This is a genomic window from Oscillatoria salina IIICB1 (assembly GCF_020144665.1).
Classification (GTDB): Bacteria; Cyanobacteriota; Cyanobacteriia; order Cyanobacteriales; family SIO1D9; genus IIICB1.
The window spans coordinates 41,451-59,583 of record NZ_JAAHBQ010000052.1; the positions used below are offsets into that span (position 1 = coordinate 41,451).

An 18,133-nucleotide genomic window follows, 5' to 3' on the forward strand; every position below is an offset into this window, starting at 1 on the left:
GCGATCGCTGGTGGTTCAATCTAGTTTAGGCAAGGTTTTCCTGGGTAGACTGCTTTCAAATATTTAATTTAACCGAGCAGGCTCTACTCTTGGTGAACTACCCACACTTCTCTTAGAGTCTGCATAGAGTATTACTCTCAATGGGCGAGCTTGAGGATACACTTCTTACCATAGTATCTTCCTTATTGGGGATTGGGGACTGGGGTTTCACTGACCAGTTATCAGTTACCGGTGAACAGTCGGGATTGTCAATGGGAGAAATGATGGAGTTAGAAGCACGACAGATTCGAGGGTAAACTGGTAACTGCTCATTGGTCAGGTGTTCGCTGCTAACTGATATGATTGAGCTTGCTGGCAATAGTTCTTAAAAAGCTACAATCAGAAAAAGATGTTCTTGAGAGCAATTAGTTAAGCTAGATTTAGCTTATTATTGCTTTTAATGGGCATTGTGGCTCTCAGCGCGAGTTTTGGCAACTTCGTATTAGCTTTTAGCTTCAGATGTTGGAGGGATGGTGAACTCCTGCTTTTCTTACTTAAAATCTAATGAACCAGTAGCAGCAGGTTCGACACTCAAAGCTGACGGATTATTTATTCGTGCTGCTCGTCAGGGGGATCTCCACGGTCTCGCTTCAGTTTTGGCTGAAAGTTTTCATTCTCAGTCAGGATCGCTGGGTTGGGTTTACCCGATCTTGAAATTGGGAATTTATGAAGACTTACGCACTCGTTTGCGTTCTTGTTCGCCTCATTACCTTTGCTTAGTAGCGATCGCGACGGGAACTGATTCTGCAAAAAGCGAGCAAATTGTCGGCACAGTGGAAATGGCTTTGCGTTCTGATTCTTGGTTTGACCCGGACTCAGCTCATCTATATATTTCTAATTTAGCTGTCTCGGAATCTTATCGCAGACAGGGTATTGCCCGGCGCTTACTCGCTGGCTGCGATCGCACGGCGATGGAATGGGGATTTAACGACCTTTATCTTCATGTACTGGAAAATAATGCTCGCGCAAGGCAACTTTATCATCGCTGTGGTTATCGACTACAGCAAGTTGAATCTAGTTTAGGAACTTGGCTATTTCAGCGCCCTCGCCGTTTGTTTTTACACAAATATCTCAAATCTACTACTTCTTAAGCTTCGAGCGCTTAAAATTAAATCAACAGCAGTTATCGAAAAGATGGCGCGGGAAAATCTCGCACTTCAAAACACTGGATGCGCCTTGGAACTTAGCTTTCTTTTTGATGCCGAGGATGCCAGCATAAATTCATGGCAGGTTGTCGATACCATGATAATTTTTGATTTAAATGTCAAAGGCTACGTTTGTCTCCTCTGCTAGTTCTTAACCGGATGACCGATGCTACCGAATACTCTCAACCGTTCCCAAAACCACGAGCAAGAAGATTTGCAAGCTGAGAAGATTCTCTCTCAATTACAGAATAAACAGCTTTTAGTGGTTAATAGTCGTCGTCGTAATGGATTGATTATCTATAAACGCTATCATGCTGAATTTGCTGGACCTGGATCGGCTGTAGGTGGTTTTTTAGACTTAGATGCAGTGGGAGTGCTTCCTGTGGGTAGTCTGTCATTAGTCGTTCCCCCCTCTTCTGAAGAAAAACAGCGAGCTTATTTAATTCGACGGCAATGGATTCGTTTGACAAAACAAATTACCGATAATCCTGTACCATTACAACGGGCGCAAATGATTCTCAATCAATTTGAACATTTTTTCGATCCGGAAACTGTTGCTAAGTTACCCGATCGCGCTTTTGCTCTGATGATAGGAGTTTTACCCCAAACAATTCGCAAGGTTCGCAATCCAGAAGAGCGCTTGGATGTTTGATTGGTTAGGGATTGGGGATTGGGGATTAGGGATTAGGGATTAGGGATTGGGGATTGGGAAGATAAGGAGGAATTAGCGGATAAACTTATAACTCACCCCAGTCACCAGTCCCCAGTCCCCAATCACCAGTCACCAGTCCCCAATAATCTTTGGATGGTGCGGGTATTTTCTTCGGGAGTCCCAACAGTAATTCTTAAACCTCCACCTGTATGCCGAATTAATGTTCCTTGGGCTTTGAGAGCGTTGGTTAGTTGTTTCAGTTCTTCGTGGGGATCGGTAGTGGTATTTTTGAGTCGTAGATAGATAAAGTTAGCGTCGCTGTGCCAAACTTTGAAGATCGGATTTTGAGATAAAGCTTGAGATAATCTGTCTCGTTCGCTGAGGATTTTGGCGATCGCTGGTAAAATTAACTGGCGATTTTCGAGTGTCAGTAAAGCTGCGGCTTGGGAGGGAGCTGGCAAATTGTAAGGAAGGCGAACTTTCTCCAGGATAGCGATTAATTCTGGATTGGCGATCGCGTAACCGACTCGATGTGCGGCTAATCGAAATGCTTTGGAAAATGTTCGCAAAATAATCCAATTGGGATGTTTTTCTAATTCTCCTACCACCGAAGTTTGACTGAATTCAAAATAAGCTTCGTCGATAACTACTAAAATTTGTGCGGGTAAATTGCGTAACCAATCTAATTCTGCTTCGGTGAGAGCATTAGCTGTGGGTGAGTTAGGATGAACAACAAATATAACTCGAATTGGTGGATTATTTGTTTGCTGGAGACTCGCTTGTGCTGTCGCTAAATCAATGGCAAAATTAGTTTCTGAACGTCCTACTGTCACCACTGGAATTCCGAGAGTTTGGGCGATAATCTCGTACATGGAAAAAGTCGGATTAGCCACCAAAATCGAGCCTTCACCGCGTAAACAAGTAGCAATCAAAATTGAGCGAATTAATTCATCAGATCCGTTACCAATCGAAAGGCGATCGCTGGTAATTATCTGAGGCAAATTAGCTGATTCATTCACATATTCAGCCAAAACTTGTTTAATCTTTTCATGACTACCATCTGGATAGCGATTTGTCAATATATTTTGCTGATAAATTTCTGCCAATTTCTGCTTTAACTCAATTGGCAAATCGTAAGGACTTTCATTAGTATCAAGTCGATCGATTGGTGCTGTAACTTTTCCACCTGGATGAGGAGTATAAGCAGTAAATTGAGCTAAATCTGAGCGAATAAAATCGAACATGAATGATTAATTTTAATAATTTATTGTTGCTTTTTTGTTTGTTTTTTGGTAATAAATAGTAACTGTTAACTGGACAAAAAATTAAGTCTTAATCGACAATTTTACTACATATTTAATGTTGAGTTATCAGAGTAATAATTGTCACCTCTGGCGGACAAAAAAAGCGTCCCGGGAAATAAGTTCCCAAACCACGATTAACGTAAAGTTGATTATTCCCGATGCGATGAAATCCTTGCGCCCATTCCCAGTGTCTCATAACTCTAGAACATTGACGCAAATAAGGAATAAATAATTGTAATGGTTGAGGTGTAATTTTTCGCATTGGTTGGATTAATTGGGCTGCCGATCCAAATCCAGGAATTACTACCTGTCCCCCATGAGAATGACCCGAAAGTTGTAAATCGACTCGCCATTTTTGGAGGATTTCTGCTGTATCGGGATTGTGAGACAAAACAATTCGAGGAGTATTGGGATCTAGTTTACTAAAGACTGGTTCCGGACGAAACTGTCGCGACCAAAAATCAGCAAGTCCAACAATAGGTAAATGTTCTCCGAGAGGATAAGCAATTTCATTCCATAATACTTGGATACCAACGCGAGTTAGAGCTTGAGTGACTAAAGCTTTAGAATGCAAAAAGTAGAGATCGTGGTTTCCCAAGCAAGCGAAAATACCTAACTTACTTTCTAGGTGTTTCAACCGCAATACTAAGCTGTTGATGGGTGTAGGATCGTCAGTGACGTAATCTCCGGTAAGTAAGATTAAGTCAGGGTTTTCTTGGTTAGAGATTTCGATAGTTTCTGCGAGAAGGGTTTCGGAAAGTCCATCATCGTAGTGTAAATCTGACAGATGAACGATTTTCGTACCTTGTAAGGATGGTGAGAGATCGGCGATCGCTACTGTAATCCTTTCTACACTTAATGGTCCAGACCAGATCGACGGCATTACTTTTGTTTACTCCCCAGACAACCGCGCTTCTAGGATAGCTTAATTAGTTGTTGCGTAGTAAGGACTCAGTTAGTAGTGAGGGCTTTAGCCCGAATATTTCTTAGTTAGTAGTGAGGGCTTTAGCCCGAATATTTCTTAGTTAGTAGTGAGGGCTTTAGCCCGAATATTTCTTAGTTAGTAGTGAGGGCTTTAGCCCGAATATTTCTNGTCCTTACTACGAACAGTTGGCGAGTAATTCAAGAAATTAGAGGACTAAAGTCCTTACTACGAACAGTTGGCGAGTAATTCAAAGAATTAGAGGACTAAAGTCCTTACTACGAACAGTTGGCAAGTAATTCAAAGAATTAGAGGACTAAAGTCCTTACTACGAACTAACTTAAATTAAAGCGATCGCCGGAAATCGAAAAACTTTTTAAACAGATTTTGTTGCCACTGTTTTTGGGCGTATTTTTGTTTGGAAAGTTGCAAGGCTGCTTTACTATTAACCTCCGATAAAGTCGGATAAACGTGAATACCTGAAAGGGCAGAAACTTTCAGTTTATGGGACATTGCTAAAACAACTTCGTGAATTAATTCCCCTGCGGATTTACCGACAATATGTGCGCCGAGAATTTCACCGTTACTGCGACAAATTATTTTGGCAAAACCATGAGTTGCAGCTTCGGCTTGGGCGCGATCGACATTAGCAAAGTCTTGTTTAAGAATATGAACATCATTATATCTTGCTTGAGCTTGTTTTTCAGTTAAACCAACGCGGGCTAACTCTGGTTCGGTAAAAGTTGCCCAAGGAATTACGCGATAGTCAACTTTATTAAAGGGAAAAAATAAAGCATTTTTTAAGACAACGACGGCTTCATGACTGGCGACGTGAGTAAATTGATAACCGCCGATTACATCGCCACAAGCATAAATTCGTTTATTACTTGTTTGCAGTTTTTGGTTAACTTTAATCCCTTTTTTGCCAAATTCTACGCCAGCAACTTCTAAGTTGAGAGTATCAATGTTGGGCGTTCGTCCTGTAGCAACTAAAATTTCCTCAACAATTATTTTCTGAGTTCCTGCGTCAATATATTTTTTCCCATCGATAACTTCTACTCGTTCGGCGCGGATATTTCTCAGCAGACGAATACCTTCAGATTCTAACTGTTTTTCAACTACTATTGCTGCATCAGGTTCTTCTTTTGGTAAAATATGAGAACTGCTAGAAATAATGGTTACTTGTGACCCCAAACGATGAAAAGCTTGTCCGAGTTCGCAACCAATGGGACCGCTACCAATAACAGCTAAAGATTCGGGTTTTTTGGGGAGGGTAAAGACTTGTTCGTTAGTTAAATAACCTGCTTCTTTGATACCTTTAATTGGTGGAATAGCGGGACGAGAACCTGTAGCAATAACAAAAGCGCGGGCTTGCAATTGACGGGAGTTAACTTCAAAGGTAGATTTGTTGATGAATTTACCAGAACCGAAGATAACTTCAACGCCAAGATTCTCAAATCTTTCTGGCGAGTCGTGAGGTTGAATGGCAGCGATCGCGTTTTGAACGTGGTCGATTGCTTCGGCGAATTTAATTTCTGGCGGGTTAGTATAAATCCCAAAACGCGAACTATTTTTAACATCGTAGGCGATACGGGAAGCGTGAATTAAAGATTTAGAAGGTACACAACCGTACCAAAGACAGTCACCTCCCAGCCGATCTTTTTCTACTAAAGCGACTTTGGCGTTAAGTTGTGCCGCTACCGCCGCAATGACTAAACCACCAGAACCACCACCAATTACTACCACATCGTAATCAACTGCCATAATTTTGTTTACCTTTTTCAATAAAAAAAATTTTGCTTGAATATAAAGGGCTTTAATTGTTTTGTAGCTTACGAAAATTAATTTGGGCTGAGAGGTGAAGTGTAGCGGGAAAAGTAAGTAGCGATCGCCAAACCTTTAGCTTCGTTTCCGGAACTGACAGTAAATCTATGCTGATAATGGGATAGGAAGCAGTACCCAAAATACAGATTAGGTTATGGCTTGGGCATTAGGACAGGAGTTGCAGGCAGGACAGTACGTTATCGAAGCGGTATTGTCTAGAGGTGAAAATAGCATTATTTATCGGGTAAAAGCAAGAAACGGGCAAATATACGCCCTGAAAGCTTTGAATAAGAATGAGTTGGAGAGTGATTTCGATCTCGCCCAAAAAGAGTTTTTTGCTGAGGTACAACGTCTTCAGCAATGTCAGCATCCGCAAATTATCCGCTTGGAAGATGTTATCCAAGAGGGGAAGCTGTTTGGAATGTTGATGGAGTACATTCCTGGGGAAACTTTGGGGCGTAGGGTGGCGAATCGCGGGATTTTGCCGGAGAATGATGCTTTGCGCTATATTCGGCAAATTGGTGAGGCGCTAATTGCGGTTTATAAGCAGGGTTTTGTCCATCGGGATGTGAATCCGCGTAATATTATTTTGCGCCCAGATGGGAAAGAAGCGATTTTGCTGGATTTTGGCAAGGCGCGAGAGTTTAGCCATCCGAGGGAAACAGATGTTTATAGTTTGGCGGCAACGCTGTATTTTCTTTTAACCGCAGAAGTTCCGCCTTCGCTGCCAAGACGTAGATTAGGAGAAGGTTTGATTGCGCCGAAGCAGTTAAATCCTAGCGTCAGCGATCGCCTGAATCTGGCTATTTTACAAGGCATGGCTTTACAACCTTCGCTACGCCCTCAGTCGATGGAAAGATGGCTAAATTTGTTGGTTGGGGCAAGACAACAATTACTGAGTTCTACCCCAGAAATAATACGTTCTCAGTTGCCTGTAAATGAGTCAGCAATCATCCCGATTGAGGCTTTTCCTCTAAAAACTATCAAACCCGTCACTGAACCTACTCAGGTCGTTAGTTTGCCGTGGGGATTTCTTGCCGTTAGTGGGGCATTTTACGCGATCGCGGGTTGGTTATTGGGGAAATATTTTCCGCAGCCTGGTGCGATCGCGGCGGCGATGGTATGGGCTGGTGTTTGGGCTTGGAGTTGGGCTTGTGTGTGGATGTTAGGTTGGATTTGGGCGATCGGTTGGGGAATGGCGATCGCCTTTGCTTGGGCTGCAATTTGGACTTGGGGCTTAAAAGTTGCTTTGAATTTGCCTTTTGCTTTGGCTGTGGCTGTCTCGGTGGCTTTACCGGTGGCTTTTATTTGGGCTGAGGCTTTATTTGAAGCGGGAAATAGGTTAAATCGTTATTTCCGCAAGTTAGATACCATGTTGATTTTATCTTTAACTTCTTGGTTGGGTTTAGGTTTAGGTTGGTTGGGGCATCACTTTACTTTTGGTAGTTGGTAATATAACAACGAACAGTAAACAACAATCGGAGTCTATGCTAGCAATGTTTTCCGAAAATAAGGATGTTCTAACCAACTCGTTCTCTGCTATAGTTATTTTTCTTGCCTCAGTTTAGCTAGAAAGATCCTTGACAATTCACTGATTTTAACGGAAATAAAACTACTTTCATGGTTGAATTAAATATTGCCGCTTTTGGCTTTTGGCAACATTGTGCATCTTCTCTACTTTTATATCAATCTGTATTAAAAAATGAAGTTGGACAAGCTTTTTTAGAACTTTTAGATAGTTTTGGACAAAGAAATGCGCGTATTTGTCGCACTGCTTATGGGAAATGGTTTCAAGCTTTAGCCAACCAAAATAAAACTTGGCAAGATTACTTAATCGAGCGAATTTTATTAGATGATAATCCTTTTTCGCGGCAAGTCCAACAAGCAGATATTTCAAATTTACCACCTGCTTTAGTTGCGGCAGCTAAATACGATCTGCAAGCTTTACAAAATTTGGCAAAATGCCGCAGTCAACAACTAACAAAAGGCGTACAATTTATCGCTAAATTAAATGCCGGACAATCTTTACTTAACTTTGAGGAATCACTCGAATATAGTCTTTTGGCTGAAGAATATACAGCAGAATTAGAAACTTTAGGTATTAATAACTTTAACGAACAAGTAGCAGATTTAGCCCAAAATCTTGCCAGAATTCAGCCCATCGCTTGGGATTTAGAAACAAACTCAAACAGCTTTCTTCATCAGCAAAAAAATTGGGCAGATGCAATTCCCGAATTAGCCAGATACTATCAAGAAAAGGGTACAGGTTTATTTGCCCAGTATAAAGCTTTACGCTGGCAACAAAATCAATTAATTGGCATTCCTAATCCAGATCCGATCCAATTAGAAGAAATTGTTGGTTATGAATACCAAAAAGAAAATTTATTAAAAAATACCGAATTTCTTTTAGCTGGATATTCGGCTTTGCACGTACTTTTATATGGCAGTCGCGGTTCGGGTAAATCCTCTTTAGTCAAGGCTTTGTTACAAAAATTTAGGGATAGTAAATTGAGATTAATCGAGGTCGCAAAATCCGAATTAAAAGACCTACCTATAATTGTCGAAAAACTGCGTAATTTACCACAGAAATTTATTATTTTTGTAGACGATTTATCCTTTGAGGAAGACGACGAAGCTTTTAAAGCCTTAAAAGTAGTTTTAGAAGGAAACGTAACCGCCAGGGCGCAAAATGTAGTCGTTTATGCAACCTCAAATAGAAGACATTTAGTTAGGGAATTTTTTCGCGATCGCCCGCGTCCCCGCGATAACGATGAAGTCCACCCTTGGGATACAGTCCAAGAGAAACTCTCATTTAGCGATCGCTTCGGTTTAACTCTTACCTTTGAACCAGCAAATCAAGACACTTATTTGGAAATTGTCCGCCATTTAGCTAAGTTAGAAAAGATAGTAATTAGCAACGAAGAATTAGAATTTCAGGCTAAACAATGGGCAACTCGACATAATGGTAGATCGGGACGTACCGCCAGGCAATTTATTGATTTTCTCCAGGCAGAATTAGGAATTAACCACAGATGAACACAGATAAACGCGGATAATTAATTTATTTTAATATTCAGAGAAATTACGTCTATCATTGTTAGGTAAATCTCGATTGGGTTCTCGCATGAGGATACCATCTTCAAGGTAAGCAATGCGATCGCCAACGTCTTTAATTCGAGGATCGTGAGTTACCATCACCACAGTAGTGTCTTCTTCTTTAGCTAACTTACACAGTAACTCGATTACAGCGTGTCCGCTATGAGAATCTAGCGCGGCAGTCGGTTCATCTGCCATAATTATTTTCGGCTTACCAGCCAAAGCCCGCGCGATCGCCACACGCTGTTTTTGTCCCCCCGATAAATCGCGAGGCAAATTTTGCAGTTTATCAGCTAATCCTACTTCTTCTAACAGAAATTGCGCTTCACTTTTAGCGGCTTTTCCCTTAATTCCCTGTAAATTAAGCGCTAATTCCACATTTTCCTTTGCAGTAAGCGCCGGAAACAAATTAAAACCTTGAAAAATAAAGCCAAGATTGTGTAGACGAAAACGCGATCGCTGTTGGGGCGACATCACGGTAATATTTTCTCCAAGTAACTCCACCTTACCCGTCGTCGGTGTCAGTAAACCCGCCAAAACCGACAGCAACGTCGTTTTCCCCGAACCCGAAGGACCCATCAACAACTGAATTGTACCCGGTGGAATCTGCAAATCAATACCTTGCAAAGCGCGAAAACGTTGCTTTCCCGACTGGAAAACCATTTCAATCCCATTACAAGCGATCGCAATTTTTTCTGTTTGGTTTTGTTTCAATGCTTTTACGGTAGAAGCAGCCCGTTTTTTACTTTCTAAAACACTCATCACACCAAATTATCTTAAACGCGTACACGAAGCCATGCCAGAGGCTTATCGTCAGTTCGTAGTTGCATTTTCACGCTAAAATGTTCCATTCTTGACAAACTTGATTTTCAGTTACGCGATTTTTATCATAAATCACCTAAATTGTCAGTAAAAATCATCAAACAAACTTAGCGCCCTTACTTTGCGTCTTAGCGTCTACTCTACGAGAACGGCTCCGCCGAATGCGAGACAAAAACCCCCTTCAACTTAAGCCTTAAAAACGATCGCCGGATCGACTTTCGTTACTCTTTGAATCGCAAAAAAAGCCGAACCCACACACATAACTACCGTCACTCCAAAAACCAGTATGGCAGTTGTCGGAGTAATCAGAATTAAAATACCCTGAGTAGCCGCAGCCCAGGTACTAATGCCCAAACAAAGTGCCAAACTAGGAAAGTAACCTAATATTGCCATCAACAACGCTTGTTCGATAATAATCCCATAGATATATTTATTTGACGCGCCCATTGCTTTGAGAGTGCCAAATTCTTTAATATGACTCGATACAGAAGCATAAAGAATTTGTCCCACGATCGCAATCCCGACAATTATTCCCACCGTTGCACCTAAACCGAGAATAAAGCCAATTCCCGTTCGTTGTAGCCAAAAAGTACGATTCAAATTCGCAATTTCTTCTTTCGTAAACGCGCGAGTATCGGGTAAATTTGCTTCTAATTCTGCTTTCACCTTGTCAATATCCGCATTATCATCTACAGAAACTAAAATAAATGTAATCGAATCAGCCGCGTCTAATGCTGCGGGTTTGGGAGGTAATTGATTTTCGGGTGTTTTAATCCGAATATTACTACATTCGATTTCCCCAGAATCGGAACTCAGTTTACAATTTAAACTTGATTGAAAACCCGAATTAAGATAAGTATTGGCATTTGACAAGGAGGTGAAGACAAAGGTATTAGCAGTTATCGAAGTATTTCCTCGCGTCATCCCAACAATCTGCACTGGTAAAGTGTTAATTTCGGCTCTTTCTTGCATTTTTTGGACATTTAAAGTCTTCAAATTCAGTTCGTCTACCATTACCGCATAAGGCTGATTTAGATCGTCAATATTACCCTGAGTAATGTTTTCTGGCTTAAATAATTGTCCTTGGGGATCGAAAGAAATCAACCGCACCAGTGTTATTTTGTCATTCTTATCTAACCAAACCGCCGTGTCAAGAATTAAAGCTTCGGCTCGTTTTACTCCTGACAACCTTTGGGATTTGGTTAAATAATAATAAGGCATTGGTAACTGTTGATCCAAGTTGATTATCGTTTTATGAACTACCCAAATATCAGCCGGCGAATCTTCAATCAAATCGGTTGTCGAACGAGCAAAACTATTAAAAATTCCCGTTTGAATTGTTACTAAACTGACGGCAAACATGATTCCCGCTTGAGCAACTAAAAAACGAGGAATATCTTCAAATAAGGTTTTTCGCGCAAGAGAAGCCATAATCTATTTAACCGCAATTTCTGATTTTTTCTAAAATTTTAACTTAAGACTTTAGCCGGAAAAAATTGGTCTTCATTGATTATTTTTTTGTTCTTCTACTAACAAGAGTAAAATATGTCATTTACCTATTTTCGCACTGTACGCTTATCAGATACCGACGCTGCTGGTGTTGTCTATTTTGCCAATGTCTTAACATTTTGTCACGAAGCTTATGAAGAGTCTTTAGCCCACACGGGAATCGATCTCAAAACCTTTGTCGGGAACTCCGAGACAGCAGTTCCCGTCATCCATAGTAGTGTAGACTTTTTTCGTCCTTTGTTTTGTGGCGACAAACTTCTGATTACCCTCACACCTCGACAAATCAGCCTCAACGAGTTTGAAATTTATTACCATATTTCAGCCAATTTGTCAAGAAAAGACCAAGTAGCAAAAGCCCATACTCGTCACGTTTGTATTAATCCTGGAAGTAGAAAAAGAGCAAATCTACCGGAGGCTCTGGTTAACTGGCTGAAGTTATTTTAAAGGAGCAACGGCGCGATTGGGCGATCGCGCCGATTGCTAATTATTTTGTGTAGTATATAAGTATTATGCAGACCGGGCGCTACCAACAAAATCTAATTAAATTACCGAACTTTGAAAGCTTTGGCTATCAAGTGAAACAGCAATTAGGACACAATTATCAAGGAGGAAGAGTTACTTATCAAGCAATTAATTTAGCCACAAATATCGCTGTAGTTATCAAGCAATTTCGCTTTGCAACCAGTAACAGCGACTGGTCTGATTGTAAAGCAGTCGAGCGCGAAATTCAAGTGCTACGCAGTTTAAATCATCTGGGAATACCTCGCTATTTAGATTCATTCGATCCTGGTGAGGGAATTTGCTTAGTGCAGGAATACAAACACGCTCAACCTTTATCAACTCCGCGCAGTTTTGCTTCGGAAGAAATTAAGGAAATTGCGGTGAAAATTTTAGAAATATTAGTTTATCTGCAAGAGCGAATTCCGCCAGTATTTCACCGCGATCTCAAGCCAGAAAATATTTTAGTTGATGACGAATTAAATGTTTATTTAGTAGACTTTGGTTTTGCCAAAATTGGTGGAGGATCGATCGCCGCTAGCAGTATTCATGCGGGTACATTTGGCTTTATGGCTCCCGAACAATTATACGATCGCGAGTTAACCAAAGCAGCAGATTTGTATGGTTTGGGTGCAACTTTGATTTGCTTGTTGACGCAAACGAAGTCTACTCGTATCGGTGAATTAATTAATTTAGCGACGAATCAAATTAATTTTCAGCATTTAGTCAGTCAACTCAGTTTTCGTTTTATTGAGTGGTTAGAAAATTTAGTTCAACCCGATCCCGAAAAGCGTTTTCCCAGTGCTGAAGCTGCTTTAGCTGCACTGCAACCTCTTTATGTAATTCGCACTCCCGAAGTTGAACTTTCGGCAACTAGCTTAGAATTTGAGTCTCAACATATCGGCGAAAAACTAACTAAAACTGTTACTATTACAAACTCAATTCCCGAAACACTTTTAGAGGGAAATTGGCAGGTTGCTCCTCATTCGAGCGATCCACCTCATACACCAGATTATCATTTCTGGATTTCGTTTCATCCTCGTCAATTTAGGAGCAATTCAATTCAATGTAAAATTCAGATCGATACCAGTAAATTAAAAGCAGATAAAGTTTATCGGCGAGTGCTTTTACTGCATACAAATGCCACAAAGTCAACCCAAATTGTGACTTTAAAAGTGAAAACTGCACCCTTGCCGATCGCCAAAAAAAAGCTACCTTGGTTTTGGTTGTCGATGTTGCTAGTTTTTTCAGCTTTTGCACCCTATGAAATTAAGCTGTTTAGCTTGGTAATGGAGAAAGTAATTGAAACAATAAATAATATTTGGTTGTGGCAAGTGGGCTTTTAGCTATGGAACAAGTAATACATTTAATAATTGTTACTGGTTTGTTAATTTGGATTTTATATAACATTTCCAATTGGCTAATCAAAATAATTTTAATTATTGGCGCGATCGCCTTGGGATCGCTTGCCATTGCAGTAATTCCCGCCGGAGTTATTTGGAGTTTTCGTCAAGTTTGGCAACAAATACGTCTAGACAAATCTCAACGAATTTTAGCCATATTTTTACCAATTGTAACAGTGTTAGCCGGAATTAGTCTCGGCTTATTTTGGCAACTAGGATTTACTAATCTTTGGATACCAATAGCAATTTGTTTCAATACTTTGCCCTTGTTAACTATTCTTGTATATCGCCCCATTCAGCGATTAAGCCTCATCCGCCAGTATCGCGAAAGCGAACGAGATTTAATTAGTCCATAATAGAAATAAAGGAGGGAAAAAAGATGCTTAAATCAAAATGGGGAAAAGGCGCGATACGCGCCCGGCGCGTCGGCGGAGCCATCGCGTTAACTCTTCTTTCCGGTGTCATGGTAGCCACCAACCCCAACCAACAAGCTTACGCTGAATATGCTTCCGAAAAGCTAGTCAGCCAAATTCAAGACGCTACTTGTCAACAGCGAGAATTACCGCAATTTCTCCAAGGCGTATTTGATGGCGCAGGGGATATTTGTCGTAACGCGATCGCTAGTAGTGGTAATGTCGTTAGTTTGCCAATTCAAGCCATAGTTAATCGCACAACTACACGCCAAAATTTCGTAATTTTGAGCGTTTATACCACCGAACTTCCCAACACAAAAATCACCAGTTTAGGCGCATTCGGCAACTTTATTACTTTTTAAATCTAGGGTGGGCAATGCCCACCTTATACTAAGTTGCACTTAAATATAGTAGGGGTTTAGAGACTAAAATATTTAACTGAATGAAATATCTAGATACAATCATTTAATCTTACGTCATCCTTCGCTTCGCTCAGGATGACATTTTTCCACATTATCATCTTACAAGGATACTATCTCTGGATGTAACTTGATATTAGTTAGGATAAAATAAGTTTAATGAAGGTTAACTTAAAATGAAACCCGTTAGACTTTCCGCTCATGCTAGAGGTTACTTAAATAAACGAGGATTTACTGTAGCAGAAGTTGAAGAAGCTATCCGTACAAGTTCATGGTCAATCGCAGACCGAGAAAGGTTACAATGTCGAAAGAATTTTTCTTTTAATCAAGAGTGGAATGGCAAATTTTACACGACGAAACAAGTTAAACCTATCTTTGTAGAAAAAGATACAGAAATCATTGTGGTTACTGTCTATACATATTATTTTTAAGAGGAGATTTTTACTGTGAAAATTAGCTACGATCCCGAAGTGGATGCTTTGAGTATTACTTTTATCGAAACAACTGTTACTACCAAAGAAGTAACTGAAGGTATTGCAATAGATTATGACAGTAATGGACAAGTAGCGGGAATTGAAATTTTAGACGCTACCAAAAATTTAGGTGGCAAAGAAACTCTCCGTCAAGTGATTGTTGAAGGAGTTATGGTTTAAAAGTAAATAATGAAAATTCGTTATAGTATTATTATTCAATGGTCAGAACAAGACAAGTGTTATGTGGTTAGCTTTCCTGAATGGGGAGATGGTTGTCACACTCACGGAGATACCTATGAGGAAGCACTAAAAAATGCTCAAGAGGTGTTAGAACTATTGACAGAATCAGCGAAAGAAAACGGCGAAAAGTTACCTGAACCGAAAACCTTTGGTAGTTCAATTCAGGTAGCTTAAAATCAAGGTGAAAAAGTTAATTTAGTTTTCTTTTACCGAGTGCGATCGCTGCCGATCCCGTGACGACTAAACTAGCTCCGAAAAAGCCGAGAATGGTTAGGGGATTGGCAGCAATTAAACTGGGTATTAGCCAATCAAGCAGCGAAACCGATCCGATAGTTACTAAAGGAGTTGTCGCTAAAAGGGCGCTAACTTTTGAAGCTTCCCAGTGTGCCAAAGATTCGGCAAATGCACCGTAAGCAACTAAAGTATTTAAAGCACAAAAAATTAACGTTCCCCACTGTAAAGATGGCAACGAAAATAACTGTTGCGGTTGGGCAAAAGGTGTAAAAATTAACGCACAGCCACCATAAATAAGCAGCATAATGTTAGCAGAAGATAAAGTTTGTAATAGCTGCTTTTGGGCTAAAGCATAAACCGCCCAAGCTGCGGCAGCGATGACAACCACAAAACAACCGAGTAAATAAGTACCTTGGGCATTAATTAAGTTGTTTAATTGTTCGTGGAAAAAGAGAATAAAGCCAAGAGTTAATACTGCTAAACCCATCCACTGACGCAAATTATAACGTTCCCGAAAAATAGCGATCGCGCCTAAACCCATCATCACTGCTGCAAGTTGAATCAACACTTGGGCGTTAGCCGGGGAAGTCATCGCTAACCCTTGGACAAAAAGTAAGTAATTAATCGCCAAGAAGATAGTCGCGATCGCTAACAACCATAGCGGTGTAGCTGTTAATTTCTTCACTTGCGGCAGTTTTCCCCTAACTGCTAAAATTAATCCTAGCAAGACAAAAGACACCACAAAGCGAAACCAAGTTAAAGTATAAACGTCTAATTCCTGAAGGGTTACTGTCAAAGCAATTGGTAGAATTCCCCACAGAAAAACAGTAACTAAGGAAAATCCTAGCCCTAAACGCCAACGTCCTGAATCTCGATGCAATCCCATTAGTATTTTTCCTAAAGTTGCGCTTATTGCGCTTTCCTTTCTCAGTATTTTTTCGCAGTCAAATATTAGTTTGTCAGTAATTTGGTTAATTTAACTTCACTCATGCGGGCGATTTTAGCCACAACTGCATCAGTTATTTTCATGGTTTGGCTACCTAACTTCATCTAAACCTCACAAATTTACCTCCGACGATGAAGATTTGGTAAAACAGTATACATTTTTCTATTCCCGACCTAGACTGGATTTAGGAGGGGTGCAAGTGTAATTTTGAGAGGAAAGCGGAGATGTTCAACAAAGGATTTATTGCTTTATCTTTAGCAACAGTAGGCTTAGCAATTAGTTCCGCCGCCGCCAATGCTATTACTTTTGAACTAAAGTCTGACTGGAATAGAGATACTGAGTTTATCGGCTTGATAAATAGCGGAGAATTCAAAGAAGAATTTGTGGCTGAAAGTCGCATCGGCGATAGTTCCGGTAATGCAACCTATGAAGTGGGTTTATTGGATTTCGATAACAATAACTTACCAGTTGCACAAAGTAATTATGGTTGGACAAACGGCGAAGCAGTTGATTTTACTTTAGAATTAAACGGTGGTTTACTGAACTATACTGTTGGCAACAAACTTCTCAGCAGTCAGGCTTTTTCTGGCGATTTAATCGAAGATTTGTTAATTCGCGCCCGTTCCAGTGACAATAGCACAATGTCATTAGTTAATCTGGCGCTGAATGGTGTATCTCTTCCTGACTTAATTGCTAATCCAGGCGAAGTGAAGTATTTGGAAGTTGGTGATTTAGCAACTAACTTTACTTTAACTGGTACATCGATTATGTCATGGACTGGCGATCGCCCCAGAAACTCTCACTTAGCTTATCAAATTAAGGCAGGTGTTTTAACAACTAACGATGATATAGCCTCCGTACCCGAACCAGCTACAATTTCGCTGTTATCTCTCGGTGTTGTCGGTACGCTATTAACTCGTACTCGTCGTCGCAAGCAAGATGCTTAATTTGCAGTGAGTGATTTCCTCTGAAAATAACTACGTTTGTTGGCGATATTTTTGGGAATTAAATTTAAGCTATTAACCAGGGAGTAAACTCTCTGATTTTTTCTTAAGAAGAGCAAATCTTCGTTTGAGTTAAAGCAATTTTTTCTACTTGTTGATAATTAATTTTCCCTTGGGAGTTGCGGGGTAAATGAGTTACAGAAATCCATTTTTTCGGTTGTTTATATTTGCTTAATTTTTCAGCGATCGCTGCTTTAATTTCTCTTTCTGAAATTTGCTTATTTTTCGGGACATAAATCGCGCTTACCACTTGACCCCAGTTTTTGTCAAGTAAACCAATTACACAAACATCAGTAACTAATTGAGTAGCTAAAATTGCCGCTTCTACTTCATTAGGAAAAACATTTTCGCCGCCCGTAATAATTTTTTTACTGCTACGTCCGACAATATTTAAGTAACCTTCACTATCAAAAAATCCTAAGTCATCGGTCAAAAAATATTCGCAATTTTGACTGAATTTTGGATAGTAACCCAAACATAAAGATGCAGCATTAATAGCAATTTTTCCGGTTTGATTCGCAGGTAAATTTTCACCTTTATCGCTGCGAATTCCTACTTTAGCATGAGGTAAAATTTTGCCAGCACTGTTATTTCCAGCAAGAAAATCATCAGGTTTTAATGTAACGATTTGAGAAGCAGTTTCGGTCATGCCGTAAGTAGGGGCTAGTCTAATTTTATGCTGTCTAGCTGTTACGAAAAGAGTTGACCAAGCTGGCGCACCACCGAGAAGTACCGTTTTGAATTTTGCTAGCCAAGAAGGATTTTTTTCTAAGATAAATTGTAGCTGAGTAGGAACGAGAGAAATGAAAAAATCTTGGATTTCAAGGAATTTGAGATTTTGGGTGTAGTCGCAAAATTTATTTTCTGCAATTGTTGTTTTTAGGCTTTTGTAGGGCAAAACAGCTATTTTTCCACCTGTAATTAGAGAACGGATAAATTGCATTAAACCGCTAACGTGATATAAAGGTAAAATGCAAAATGAGTTAACTGGTTTTGCGTCGAAGTAGCGATAAAATCCGTTTACTGATGCGGTTAAAGTTGACCAAGTATGGATTGCAAAGCGAATTTTCCCGGAAGTTCCTCCGGTGGGAATCATTATTTTTGCTTGGCAATTTTCTGTTTGCGAAGTAATATTTAAATTGTTAGTTTCAGTTTTTTGTAATTTGTTAAAAGGTGACGAAGAAAGGTTT

At 40.1% G+C, this 18,133-nt stretch carries 19 protein-coding genes; 12 read left to right on the forward strand and 7 right to left on the reverse strand.

The genetic code is table 11. The annotated features are described in order from the left end of the window. Window positions 1-509: 509 nt before the first annotated feature. Window positions 510-1,130 (forward strand): GNAT family N-acetyltransferase, encoded by a 621-nt coding sequence (locus G3T18_RS16225; RefSeq protein WP_224411615.1) that lies wholly within the window; start codon window positions 510-512, stop codon window positions 1,128-1,130. Window positions 1,131-1,350: 220 nt separating this feature from the next. Then, entirely contained in the window at window positions 1,351-1,836 is a 486-nt protein-coding gene (locus G3T18_RS16230) for a hypothetical protein (protein WP_224411616.1), read from the forward strand. 122 nt (window positions 1,837-1,958) lie between these two features. Here the strand turns inward: G3T18_RS16230 and G3T18_RS16235 are convergent, their stop codons facing one another. From G3T18_RS16235 to G3T18_RS16245, 3 genes are all read right to left on the reverse strand, one after another. Then, window positions 1,959-3,080, reverse strand: coding sequence for a histidinol-phosphate transaminase (locus G3T18_RS16235; RefSeq protein WP_224411617.1), 1,122 nt, complete (start codon window positions 3,078-3,080; stop codon window positions 1,959-1,961). Window positions 3,081-3,192: 112 nt separating this feature from the next. Further along, a complete protein-coding gene (locus G3T18_RS16240) occupies window positions 3,193-4,023 on the reverse strand; it encodes a metallophosphoesterase (RefSeq protein WP_224411618.1) in 831 nt (276 codons plus the stop codon). Window positions 4,024-4,407: 384 nt separating this feature from the next. After that, complete coding sequence (locus G3T18_RS16245; RefSeq protein WP_224411619.1) at window positions 4,408-5,826, reverse strand: dihydrolipoyl dehydrogenase family protein; 1,419 nt, start codon at window positions 5,824-5,826, stop codon at window positions 4,408-4,410. Between the two features lie 214 nt (window positions 5,827-6,040). On the opposite strand from G3T18_RS16245, the gene G3T18_RS16250 reads away from it, so the two are divergent. Next, a complete protein-coding gene (locus G3T18_RS16250; protein WP_224411620.1) occupies window positions 6,041-7,339 on the forward strand; it encodes a serine/threonine protein kinase in 1,299 nt (432 codons plus the stop codon). A 167-nt stretch (window positions 7,340-7,506) separates the two neighbouring features. Beyond that, on the forward strand, window positions 7,507-8,922 hold the full coding sequence (locus tag G3T18_RS16255) for an ATP-binding protein (protein WP_224411621.1): 1,416 nt from the start codon (window positions 7,507-7,509) through the stop codon (window positions 8,920-8,922). 30 nt (window positions 8,923-8,952) lie between these two features. Here G3T18_RS16255 and G3T18_RS16260 read toward each other — a convergent pair whose 3' ends face one another. Together G3T18_RS16260 and G3T18_RS16265 are read right to left on the reverse strand one after the other, a co-directional pair. Then, the gene (locus G3T18_RS16260) at window positions 8,953-9,744 is read right to left on the reverse strand and encodes an ABC transporter ATP-binding protein (RefSeq protein ID WP_224411622.1); all 792 of its coding nucleotides are present in this window, start codon (window positions 9,742-9,744) and stop codon (window positions 8,953-8,955) included. A 246-nt stretch (window positions 9,745-9,990) separates the two neighbouring features. Continuing rightward, entirely contained in the window at window positions 9,991-11,235 is a 1,245-nt protein-coding gene (locus G3T18_RS16265; protein WP_224411623.1) for an FtsX-like permease family protein, read from the reverse strand. 114 nt (window positions 11,236-11,349) lie between these two features. Here G3T18_RS16265 and G3T18_RS16270 point away from each other — a divergent pair, with 114 nt between their 5' ends. The 7 genes from G3T18_RS16270 (at window position 11,350) to G3T18_RS16300 (ending at window position 14,933) form a co-directional block, all read left to right on the forward strand. After that, entirely contained in the window at window positions 11,350-11,757 is a 408-nt protein-coding gene (locus tag G3T18_RS16270; protein WP_224411624.1) for an acyl-CoA thioesterase, read from the forward strand. Between the two features lie 65 nt (window positions 11,758-11,822). Next, window positions 11,823-13,157, forward strand: a complete 1,335-nt coding sequence (locus tag G3T18_RS16275) for a protein kinase domain-containing protein (RefSeq protein WP_224411625.1) — start codon at window positions 11,823-11,825, stop codon at window positions 13,155-13,157. Window positions 13,158-13,159: 2 nt separating this feature from the next. Then, window positions 13,160-13,570, forward strand: coding sequence for a hypothetical protein (locus G3T18_RS16280; RefSeq protein ID WP_224411626.1), 411 nt, complete (start codon window positions 13,160-13,162; stop codon window positions 13,568-13,570). 23 nt (window positions 13,571-13,593) lie between these two features. Then, the gene (locus G3T18_RS16285) at window positions 13,594-13,989 is read left to right on the forward strand and encodes a DUF4359 domain-containing protein (RefSeq protein WP_224411627.1); all 396 of its coding nucleotides are present in this window, start codon (window positions 13,594-13,596) and stop codon (window positions 13,987-13,989) included. 233 nt (window positions 13,990-14,222) lie between these two features. Further along, a complete protein-coding gene (locus tag G3T18_RS16290) occupies window positions 14,223-14,477 on the forward strand; it encodes a DUF4258 domain-containing protein (RefSeq protein ID WP_224411628.1) in 255 nt (84 codons plus the stop codon). A gap of 15 nt (window positions 14,478-14,492) precedes the next feature. After that, a complete protein-coding gene (locus tag G3T18_RS16295) occupies window positions 14,493-14,699 on the forward strand; it encodes a DUF2283 domain-containing protein (protein WP_224411629.1) in 207 nt (68 codons plus the stop codon). A 9-nt stretch (window positions 14,700-14,708) separates the two neighbouring features. Further along, window positions 14,709-14,933, forward strand: coding sequence for a type II toxin-antitoxin system HicB family antitoxin (locus tag G3T18_RS16300; protein WP_224411630.1), 225 nt, complete (start codon window positions 14,709-14,711; stop codon window positions 14,931-14,933). A gap of 16 nt (window positions 14,934-14,949) precedes the next feature. Here G3T18_RS16300 and G3T18_RS16305 read toward each other — a convergent pair whose 3' ends face one another. Next, window positions 14,950-15,879 carry a DMT family transporter gene (locus tag G3T18_RS16305; RefSeq protein WP_224411631.1) on the reverse strand — a complete coding sequence of 310 codons (930 nt, stop codon included), beginning with the start codon at window positions 15,877-15,879 and terminating at the stop codon, window positions 14,950-14,952. Between the two features lie 284 nt (window positions 15,880-16,163). Between G3T18_RS16305 and G3T18_RS16310 the strand changes: the two genes are divergently transcribed. Next, the gene (locus tag G3T18_RS16310; protein ID WP_224411632.1) at window positions 16,164-16,886 is read left to right on the forward strand and encodes a PEP-CTERM sorting domain-containing protein; all 723 of its coding nucleotides are present in this window, start codon (window positions 16,164-16,166) and stop codon (window positions 16,884-16,886) included. Window positions 16,887-16,989: 103 nt separating this feature from the next. Here G3T18_RS16310 and G3T18_RS16315 read toward each other — a convergent pair. Next, window positions 16,990-18,133 (reverse strand): 2-succinylbenzoate--CoA ligase (locus G3T18_RS16315; RefSeq protein WP_224411633.1); only part of this gene is annotated, 1,144 nt, incomplete at its 5' end.

Bases quoted from the DNA above. Each gene is read 5' to 3' on its own strand.
- G3T18_RS16225 (WP_224411615.1), top strand. From the start codon at position 510: ATGGTGAACTCCTGCTTTTCTTACTTAAAATCTAATGAACCAGTAGCA.
- G3T18_RS16230 (WP_224411616.1), top strand. From the start codon at position 1,351: ATGCTACCGAATACTCTCAACCGTTCCCAAAACCACGAGCAAGAAGAT.
- G3T18_RS16235 (WP_224411617.1), bottom strand. From the start codon at position 3,080: ATGTTCGATTTTATTCGCTCAGATTTAGCTCAATTTACTGCTTATACT.
- G3T18_RS16240 (WP_224411618.1), bottom strand. From the start codon at position 4,023: ATGCCGTCGATCTGGTCTGGACCATTAAGTGTAGAAAGGATTACAGTA.
- G3T18_RS16245 (WP_224411619.1), bottom strand. From the start codon at position 5,826: ATGGCAGTTGATTACGATGTGGTAGTAATTGGTGGTGGTTCTGGTGGT.
- G3T18_RS16250 (WP_224411620.1), top strand. From the start codon at position 6,041: ATGGCTTGGGCATTAGGACAGGAGTTGCAGGCAGGACAGTACGTTATC.
- G3T18_RS16255 (WP_224411621.1), top strand. From the start codon at position 7,507: ATGGTTGAATTAAATATTGCCGCTTTTGGCTTTTGGCAACATTGTGCA.
- G3T18_RS16260 (WP_224411622.1), bottom strand. From the start codon at position 9,744: ATGAGTGTTTTAGAAAGTAAAAAACGGGCTGCTTCTACCGTAAAAGCA.
- G3T18_RS16265 (WP_224411623.1), bottom strand. From the start codon at position 11,235: ATGGCTTCTCTTGCGCGAAAAACCTTATTTGAAGATATTCCTCGTTTT.
- G3T18_RS16270 (WP_224411624.1), top strand. From the start codon at position 11,350: ATGTCATTTACCTATTTTCGCACTGTACGCTTATCAGATACCGACGCT.
- G3T18_RS16275 (WP_224411625.1), top strand. From the start codon at position 11,823: ATGCAGACCGGGCGCTACCAACAAAATCTAATTAAATTACCGAACTTT.
- G3T18_RS16280 (WP_224411626.1), top strand. From the start codon at position 13,160: ATGGAACAAGTAATACATTTAATAATTGTTACTGGTTTGTTAATTTGG.
- G3T18_RS16285 (WP_224411627.1), top strand. From the start codon at position 13,594: ATGCTTAAATCAAAATGGGGAAAAGGCGCGATACGCGCCCGGCGCGTC.
- G3T18_RS16290 (WP_224411628.1), top strand. From the start codon at position 14,223: ATGAAACCCGTTAGACTTTCCGCTCATGCTAGAGGTTACTTAAATAAA.
- G3T18_RS16300 (WP_224411630.1), top strand. From the start codon at position 14,709: ATGAAAATTCGTTATAGTATTATTATTCAATGGTCAGAACAAGACAAG.
- G3T18_RS16305 (WP_224411631.1), bottom strand. From the start codon at position 15,879: ATGGGATTGCATCGAGATTCAGGACGTTGGCGTTTAGGGCTAGGATTT.
- G3T18_RS16310 (WP_224411632.1), top strand. From the start codon at position 16,164: ATGTTCAACAAAGGATTTATTGCTTTATCTTTAGCAACAGTAGGCTTA.